The sequence below is a fragment of the Erwinia sp. genome, from assembly GCF_031978025.1.
GTDB lineage: Bacteria > Pseudomonadota > Gammaproteobacteria > Enterobacterales > Enterobacteriaceae > Erwinia.
This window is the reverse complement of the sequence record NZ_DALZCD010000210.1, coordinates 1-7816: the sequence shown is the minus strand read 5'-3', so window position 1 is coordinate 7816 and position 7816 is coordinate 1. Positions and strand designations below refer to the sequence as shown.

The 7816-nt window shown below is 52.3% G+C and carries 6 protein-coding genes; 2 read left to right on the top strand and 4 right to left on the bottom strand.

Annotated elements, in window-relative coordinates:
- The 4 genes from RTK32_RS15820 to RTK32_RS15805 form a co-directional block, all read right to left on the bottom strand.
- Positions 1 to 1501 (bottom strand): cbb3-type cytochrome c oxidase subunit I (locus tag RTK32_RS15820; RefSeq protein WP_312045639.1); only part of this gene is annotated, 1501 nt, incomplete at its 3' end.
- A gap of 4 nt (positions 1502 to 1505) precedes the next feature.
- Positions 1506 to 2435, bottom strand: a complete 930-nt coding sequence (gene cyoA / locus RTK32_RS15815) for a cytochrome o ubiquinol oxidase subunit II (protein WP_312045637.1) — start codon at positions 2433 to 2435, stop codon at positions 1506 to 1508.
- A gap of 798 nt (positions 2436 to 3233) precedes the next feature.
- Positions 3234 to 4709: a muropeptide MFS transporter AmpG gene (gene ampG, locus RTK32_RS15810; RefSeq protein WP_312045635.1), complete on the bottom strand. Its 1476-nt coding sequence runs from the start codon at positions 4707 to 4709 to the stop codon at positions 3234 to 3236.
- Positions 4710 to 4754: 45 nt separating this feature from the next.
- Positions 4755 to 5333 (bottom strand): lipoprotein, encoded by a 579-nt coding sequence (locus tag RTK32_RS15805; protein WP_312045633.1) that lies wholly within the window; start codon positions 5331 to 5333, stop codon positions 4755 to 4757.
- Positions 5334 to 5619: 286 nt separating this feature from the next.
- On the opposite strand from RTK32_RS15805, the gene bolA reads away from it, so the two are divergent.
- Both bolA and tig read left to right on the top strand, forming a co-directional pair.
- Positions 5620 to 5934, top strand: a complete 315-nt coding sequence (gene bolA / locus RTK32_RS15800; protein WP_312045631.1) for a transcriptional regulator BolA — start codon at positions 5620 to 5622, stop codon at positions 5932 to 5934.
- Positions 5935 to 6254: 320 nt separating this feature from the next.
- Entirely contained in the window at positions 6255 to 7559 is a 1305-nt protein-coding gene (gene tig / locus RTK32_RS15795; protein ID WP_312045629.1) for a trigger factor, read from the top strand.
- The last annotated feature ends 257 nt before the right edge of the window (positions 7560 to 7816 follow it).

The window sequence follows — 7816 nt, the reverse complement described above, 5'->3', positions numbered from 1 at the left end:
CCACTGCCGCAACAACCAGCAGAGAGTGGAACTTAGGATCGATGTTTTGGCTCAGACGACGAGTCATGCCCATGAAGCCCAGTGCGTACAGCGGCATAAAGGCAACAAAGAAGCCGATGATCCAGAACCAGAAGGCGCGCACGCCCCATTTTTCGTTCAGGCAGAAGCCGAACGCTTTCGGGAACCAGTAAGTCACGCCAGCAAAACAACCGAACACCACACCACCGATAATTACGTTATGGAAGTGGGCAATCAGGAACAGACTGTTATGCAGTACGAAGTCAGCACCCGGCACCGCCAGCAGAACACCGGTCATACCACCCACAGAGAAGGTGACCAGGAAGCCTACGGTCCACAGCATGGCAGAGTGCATCTGAATGCGGCCCTGGTACATGGTGAACAGCCAGTTGAAGATTTTAACACCGGTCGGGATGGCGATAATCATCGTCATAATACCGAAGAAGGCGTTAACGTTCGCACCAGCACCCATCGTAAAGAAGTGGTGCAGCCACACGATGAAGGAAAGGACGGTAATAACCACCGTTGCCCAAACCAGCGAGGTGTAACCAAACAGGCGTTTTTTCGAGAAGGTTGCGACCACTTCGGAGAAGACGCCGAAGACAGGCAGAACCAGGATATAAACTTCCGGATGTCCCCAAACCCAAATCAGGTTGACGTACATCATCATGTTGCCGCCCATTTCATTAGTAAAGAAATGGAAGCCCAGATAACGGTCAAGGGTCAACAGCGCCAGCGTCACGGTCAGAACCGGGAAGGAGACGATGATCAGCACGTTAGTACACAGGGATGCCCAGGTAAAGACAGGCATTTTGAACATGGTCATGCCCGGTGCACGCATTCTCAGGATAGTAACAAAGAAGTTAATACCTGTTAATGTTGTCCCGATACCAGAGAGCTGAAGACTCCAGATCCAGTAGTCAACCCCGACGCCCGGACTGTATTCAGCCCCGGACAGCGGTGGATAAGCCAGCCAGCCGGTCTGTGCGAATTCGCCCACACCCAGTGACAGGTTAACCAGCACCACGCCCACAGCCGTGAACCAGAAGCTCAGGTTGTTCAGGAACGGGAAGGCCACGTCGCGTGCGCCGATCTGCAAAGGAACAGCGATGTTCATCAGACCGATAACAAACGGCATCGCTACGAAGAAGATCATGATCACGCCGTGGGCAGTAAAGATCTGGTCGTAGTGATGAGGCGGCAGGAAGCCCGGATCGCCCATTGAGGCAATCACCTGTTGGCTACGCATCATGACCGCATCGGCAAAGCCGCGCAGCAGCATGACGAAAGCCACGATGATATACATGATACCCAGTTTTTTATGGTCAACTGACGTCAGCCATTCAGACCACAGGTATTGCCACTTACCGAAGTAAGTGATTGCTCCAGCAACAGCCAGACCACCAAGAATGATGGCGGCAACCGTAACCACGATAATTGGCTCGTGGTACGGAACAGCATCAAGGGTTAATTTTCCCAACATCGTATTATTCCTCGGCTCCCGCGTGAGAGGCGTCGTTCATGTCCATGCCTTCATGCTCAGAGGACATAGCCATATTCCCGTGGTTCATCTTGAATTTGCCAATAACCTGCTTGAACAAATCAGGATTCGCCGTAGAGAAGAACTCCACCGGATGGTTTTCGCTCGGCGCAGCCAGTTTCTCGAAATCATCCATGGTCATCAGCTGGTTAGAAGACTCTTTTGCTTTCGCTACCCACTGATTGAATGCTGCATTATCAGGTGTGGCGATAGCTTTGAACTTCATGCCGGAGAAACCGCGTCCGCTAAAGTTAGAGGAGATACCGTCAAACGTACCGGCTTCATTTGCGATCAGGTTCAGCTGAGTCTGCATACCCGCCATAGCGTAAATCTGGCTACCGAGGGTAGGAATGAAGAAGGAGTTCATCACGGAGTTCGAAGTGATCTTAAAGGTCACTGGCGTGTTGGCCGGGAAAGCGATCTGGTTGACGGTCGCAATACCCTGTTCAGGGTAGATAAACAGCCATTTCCAGTCCAGCGCCACCACATCAATCTCAATTGGTTTCACATTGGAAGCCAACGGTTTGCTTGGTTCCAGCGCATGGGTTGATTTCCACGTCAGGACGCCAAGGAAGAGAATGATTAAGATTGGCACAGTCCATACCACGGCTTCCACTTTATTCGAGTGTGACCAGTTTGGACTGTATTTTGCTTCGGTATTCGATGCCCGATATTTCCAGGCGAATACCACGGCCATCAGGATTGCCGGAATAACGACGATCATCATCAAGCCGAAGGCTGTCAGTATCAGCGAACGTTGCTCCATTGCAACCTGTCCTTTGGGACTCAACAATGCACTATCACAGCCACTTAACAATACAGTGCCTGCGATTAATGACAGAATCCCCAAACTTTTATTGTATTTCCTGAGTCTCATTTAACGACCTCAATGACAAGGGCTCTATTGTCGTTTAAGTGTGGCGGCATTTTACGGGAACGTTTCAGTACTGTAAACCAGCAACAGCTTGTGTCAGCAAGGTGTTGACACCTTTTGCAAACACTGTCACACATGTTTCGGAGGGTGACAAAATATGAATAATAGCAGGGCTTTGGGGGTGATATAACAAAAACAGATGGAAAATCCCCTTCAGAAAAGAGGGGGGCTATAAACAGCGAAATTGGTACTCAATTATTTAACATAGTTGTAGCATTTGAGCTATGTCAAATAGACAAAAATAGTTTCGCAGCGGTTTTTATTTCCCATTTAGCGGTAAATGTAAAGACGAAAATCTTTAGGAAATAACGGAAGAAAAGGAATAAGCGAAGCGGTGGAAATGTTAAAAAACGATTAAATTTCCTGCGACACTGCCGTTATTTCCAGCGAAAAAAAAGGCATTTGTTACGTTGCTGTTAGCGTATTTTCTGCTATGAGAGCCAACTATTAATCTAAACGTGCGCTTACAGCAGTAGGGCTAATATATAACGTTTTTTTAAACGCCTGTCTGCGATTATCTGACCGCAGCAAGTTTGCCTTAAGTCGCTACTGTTCTGCATCCGCTTCTGCGTCTCGCAGGCTGGTTACGTGAGAGATATCACAGTATTGCCGCGCATTATCGCCTCTCTGTTGACAATCTTATGCGCGCTGTCAGCCGTAAACGGTAAGAACGCCACGGCTCGAGCCAGGACGATAAAAGCGATTACCGCCTGGTTGCCAGGCGGTAAAACGTTTCTGGCTTCAGTCCGGCGTTCTGCGCAGCGCCAGATAATCGAGTAGCGAACCCAGCATCACGCCTGCCAGTCCAAGCATCACTGCGGTGCTAAAGAGCGTGGTGAGTAAATGGTCAATGTGCGTCACACCTGATGCGTCCAGCGCCAGCATGACCAGGGCTATGCCTGCCAGAACGCAACCCAGCAGCAGTAAACGGATAGCCCAGCGATAGGCTTGTGGCCAACGGTCGCGGGGAGCAAATTCGCGCGTTTTCTCTGCCCGATCCAGCGTGCGCTTACAGCCCGCCAGCAAAACCAAACCGGGCAGTGCCGCTGCAACGGAAAAGGCGTAAAACGCGGGCCATCCCCAGCTCGCCACAAACCAGCCTGCTACCGGCCCAACATACACACGCCCCACGGCAGAAAGAGCGGAAAGCAGAGCGAACTGTGTAGCAGAAAACGACTTGTTGCACAGCGTCATCAGCAGAGCCACAAAGGCCGCGGTGCCCATGCCGCCGCAAAGATTCTCTGCAAAGACGGCGGCAGCCATGCTGTAAAGATGCTTGTCGGTCACCGACAGCAACCAGTAGGCCAGGTTCGACAACGCCTGCAGGATACCGAACAGCATCAGCGCGCGGTAAAGGCTCAGCCGCTGCATCAATACGCCGCCATAAAGCGCGCCAATAATAGTGGCAAACAGCCCAAGCGTTTTGTTCACCAGGCCCACGTCGCCTGCGTCAAATCCTACGCCGCGAATAAGGAAAATAGTGGTCAGGCTGGCGGCGAAAGCGTCGCCAAGCTTATAAAGGACGATCAGCGACAGGATCAGCCAGGCGTTATTGCGGGTGAAAAAATCCCGTAGCGGGGCGACGACCGCCTCCTCCAGCGAACGCGGCTGCACGACGGCCTCGTCCGGTTCCTTCGCCAGCAACGTGGCGATAATTCCCGGCACCATCATGGCAGCCATCAGCCACCAGATGGCCTGCCAGCCCAGATAGCGATCAGCCAGCCAGAGCGCCAGTCCGCCGGACACCAGCATGGCCAGCCGATAACCGAAAACGCTGATCGCCGCGCCACTGCCACGCTCTTCGGCCGGCAGGATATCCGTTTTCCAGGCATCAAAAACAATATCCTGCGAGGCGGAACAGAAAGCGACCAGCACCGCCAGCGAGGCGAGCAGCGTTAAATCGCGTGAAGGCTGCATGAATCCCATCAGCGCAATGGCGACCACCAGCAGCAGTTGAGTCACCAACAGCCAGCCGCGTCGACGCCCAAGGAAAGGAGGCGTATAGCGGTCCATCAGGGGGGACCAGAGAAATTTAAAGACGTAAGCCTGTCCAACCAGCGAAAAAAAGCCGATGGTTTTAATATCGACATTTTCTACGGCCATCCAGGCCTGTAACGTGCCGGACGTCAGCGCCAGCGGCAGACCGGAAGAGAAACCGAGCAGGAGCAGAAGGGCAGCGTTACGACGGGTGAAAATTTGCAGATAGTGACTGGGCATACGAACCTTAAAACAGTGCCCGCCAGTGCGGCGGGCAAGGCAATATTAACGGGCGTTTTGCTTAACGAACTCGTGAATGCTGGTGTCCTGTGCCATATCGTCAATCACATCGCCCAACGTAGCGTTAACGGCGTTGGTGATCTTATCGTTGGTGGCGTTAAACGCGCCTTCAACGCTGTAGGTCTGGCGGTAGTTTTTCACCTGTTTGTTGCCGTTTTTCGCCGTAGCGATAATAGAAATATCGGCTTTAGTGGTAATGCTGTAGCGCACGTTGCCCTGGGTAACATCGGCATACAGGTTATTGACCACAATTTGCAAATCAACCGCCCCGTTCGGACCGATCATGTAGCCGCGCGCGCCCATTTGTTTCTCCAGCACTTCCTGCAGCAGGAAACGCAGATCGCGGGAGGGGGTCAGCGTAACCAGCTGGCCGTCGCGGTTAACTTTAGCAAGCGCTTTATCGGTACGCTGATCGGCGCCGTTGATGCTGACGGTGACGCCCATCAGGCTTGGGTCCTGCTGTGGCAGTTTGATGACTGGCGAAACGTTCAGCGTGGTGCTGTTGGTCGCGCAGCCGGCCAGCATAAACACAGCCAGCAGGGGGAAGAATAATTTTTTCAGCATACTTATGTTCTCGATTTTATGGGGTGTAGTCCGGACAAAACCGAGGTCATCATAACATTGCCTGTAGTAAGGGGAAGCCCCGGCGATGCGCAAATTCATCACCTTATCTTTTCCACCCGATACCCGGACAGGCTTTTTTCAATCGGACAGTTGCAGCCGCCCGCAGGAAAATGCACAGTAGCGCCCGCCAGGCAGCGGATATTTTTCTGCAAACGGATCGGCAGACGGCGAAATCCGTCTAATATTTAAAAAGATGGGGCGCATCAGGTCGTAGAGGAGTGTGGTTATGATCCGCGAACAAATAGAAGAAAAGTTGAGAACGGCATTGTCACCCGTGCACCTGGAGGTTCATGACGAAAGCTATCGTCATAATGTTCCCGCTGGTGCGGAAAGCCATTTCAAAATAGTCATCGTCAGCGACAGCTTTCTTAACCAGCGCTTTCTGATGCGGCATCGCACCATTTACAGCGTATTGGCTGATGAGCTGGCTGGAAGCGTTCACGCGCTGGCGCTGCATACCTACACCGAAAAAGAGTGGGAAGGGCTACAGGATACGGTTCCGGCTTCGCCAAATTGCCGCGGCGCCGGTACGCTGGCCTGAGTCACTGTCTTAAAATCTGAAGCGGCCTGCGGGCCGCTTTGTTGTTTCTGGTCGAAAAAAACGCAGTAACCCGTTCTTTTACTCCTTTCAGATACAAAAAGCGTGAACGTTAACAAAATGGCGGCGTGTTGTAGCCTCGACTCGCTTTGCCGTTGCCGCTATAATGCTGCGTCTGTTTTTCCGAATGTCTTCGGGACGCTTCTGACAACAGGGAATGCGGTTCTGACATCAGAAGCCGTCCCGGTTCTTAGTCTTACTTTGCCTCAACGGGTAGAGCGAGTCTGAAGTTGACCGAGCACGTGATTTTTTGAGGTAATAAGATGCAAGTTTCAGTAGAAACAACTCAGGGCCTGGGCCGTCGCGTTACGATTACCGTTGCTAAAGATGTGATCGAAAACGCAGTGAAAAATGAGCTGGTCAGCGTAGCGAAAAAAGTGCGCATCGACGGTTTCCGTAAAGGAAAAGTGCCGATGACCGTGGTTGCACAGCGTTACGGCGCGTCTGTTCGTCAGGACGTTCTGGGCGATCTGATGCAGCGCAACTTCGTTGATGCGATCATCAAAGAGAAAATCAATCCGGCTGGCGCGCCAAACTACGTGCCGGGCGAATACAAGGATGGCGAAGACTTTACCTATTCCGTAGAGTTTGAAGTCTATCCGGAAGTCGAGCTGAAAGGCCTGGAAGCCATCGAAGTTGAAAAACCGGTTGTTTCCGTCACCGACGAAGACGTCGATGCCATGCTGGACACCCTGCGCAAGCAGCAGGCGACCTGGAAAGAAACCGATCGTGCAGCGGAAGCTGAAGACCGCGTGACCATCGACTTCTCCGGCTCTGTAGACGGCGAAGAGTTCGAAGGCGGCAAAGCGTCTGATTTCGTTCTGGCAATGGGCCAGGGCCGCATGATCCCAGGCTTTGAAGACGGCGTTGTTGGCCACAAAGCGGGCGAAACCTTCACTATCGACGTGAACTTCCCTGAAGACTACCACGCTGAAAACCTGAAAGGGAAAGCGGCGAAGTTCGACATCGTGCTGAAGAAAGTTGAAGAGCGCGAACTGCCGGAATTCACCGAAGAGTTTATCAAGCGTTTCGGCGTGGAAGATGGCTCTGTAGCAGGTCTGCGTACCGAAGTCCGTAAAAACATGGAGCGCGAGCTGAAAGGCGCCGTGCGTAACCGTGTGAAGACTCAGGCTATCGACGGCCTGGTCAGCGCTAACGAGATCGACGTGCCGGCTGCCCTGATCGACAGCGAAATTGACGTGCTGAAGCGTCAGGCTGCACAGCGCTTTGGCGGTAACGAGAAGCAGGCTCTTGAGCTGCCTCGTGAACTGTTCGAAGAGCAGGCTAAGCGCCGCGTTGTGGTTGGTCTGCTGCTGGGTGAAGTTATCCGCAGCCACGAACTGAAAGCGGACGAAGATCGCGTTAAGACCCTGATTGAAGAGATGGCGTCTGCTTACGAAGATCCGGCTGAAGTGATCGAGTTCTACGGCAAAAATAACGAGCTGATGAACAACATGCGTAACGTCGCGCTGGAAGAACAGGCGGTTGAAGCCGTACTGGAAAAAGCCAAAGTGACCGAAAAAGCAACGAACTTCCAGGAACTGATGAACCAGACCCAAACGGCCTGATCATCTGATTTTTCAGGATAAATTAAAGCCCGTGGTCATCATGACCGCGGGCTTTTTTCTTTTATCTGTCGGAAGACATGACATTATGTGCCTTGTTCGCTCGTTAAAGCGGCGAATAATCAGCTATGCTACTTTTCCTGGTTAGCAGCCGCCTGAAAACGTTGTTATGCTTGAATTAGCGGGGGTGTATCCCCAGATAGTAAAGTTACGGTAGGGCTTTAGGATCTCCGATAGCTTTCGGGGGAGTAAAGTTGGGG

Excerpts from the sequence above, each read along its gene's own strand:
- cyoA (WP_312045637.1), bottom strand. The coding sequence starts at position 2,435 with ATGAGACTCAGGAAATACAATAAAAGTTTGGGGATTCTGTCATTAATC.
- ampG (WP_312045635.1), bottom strand. The coding sequence starts at position 4,709 with ATGCCCAGTCACTATCTGCAAATTTTCACCCGTCGTAACGCTGCCCTT.
- tig (WP_312045629.1), top strand. The coding sequence starts at position 6,255 with ATGCAAGTTTCAGTAGAAACAACTCAGGGCCTGGGCCGTCGCGTTACG.
- RTK32_RS15805 (WP_312045633.1), bottom strand. The coding sequence starts at position 5,333 with ATGCTGAAAAAATTATTCTTCCCCCTGCTGGCTGTGTTTATGCTGGCC.
- bolA (WP_312045631.1), top strand. The coding sequence starts at position 5,620 with ATGATCCGCGAACAAATAGAAGAAAAGTTGAGAACGGCATTGTCACCC.